The organism is Staphylococcus borealis (genome assembly GCF_001224225.1).
Lineage (GTDB): Bacteria > Bacillota > Bacilli > Staphylococcales > Staphylococcaceae > Staphylococcus > Staphylococcus borealis.
This window is the reverse complement of the sequence record NZ_CUEE01000029.1, coordinates 1-469: the sequence shown is the minus strand read 5'-3', so window position 1 is coordinate 469 and position 469 is coordinate 1. Positions and strand designations below refer to the sequence as shown.

1 protein-coding gene is annotated in these 469 nt (G+C 43.3%); it reads right to left on the bottom strand.

Annotated elements, in window-relative coordinates:
- Positions 1-469: MSCRAMM family adhesin SdrC (locus AK212_RS13710; RefSeq protein ID WP_244881459.1), on the bottom strand; the 469-nt coding region annotated here is incomplete at both ends.

The following is a 469-nucleotide window of genomic DNA, read 5'->3' as shown; positions in this document are numbered from 1 at the left end:
GCATCAACATCAACAAGCGTGAGCGATTCAACAAGTACAAGTACATCATTAAGTGCATCAGCATCAACAAGCGTGAACGACTCAACAAGTGCAAGTACATCATTAAGTGAGTCAACATCAACGAGTGTGAGTGACTCAACAAGTGAGAGCACGTCATTAAGTGGATCAGAAAGCGAGAGTCTTTCAGACTCATTAAGCGAAAGCACATCAGATAGTGCATCAACATCAACAAGCGTGAGTGACTCAACAAGTGCAAGCACATCATTGAGTGCATCAGCATCAACAAGTGTGAGCGATTCAACAAGTACAAGCACGTCATTAAGTGAATCAGAAAGCGCGAGTCTTTCAGACTCATTAAGTGAAAGTACATCAGATAGTGCGTCAACATCAACGAGTGTGAGTGATTCAACAAGCACAAGTGCGTCAGATAGTGCATCAACATCGACAAGTGAGAGCGACTCAACGAGCA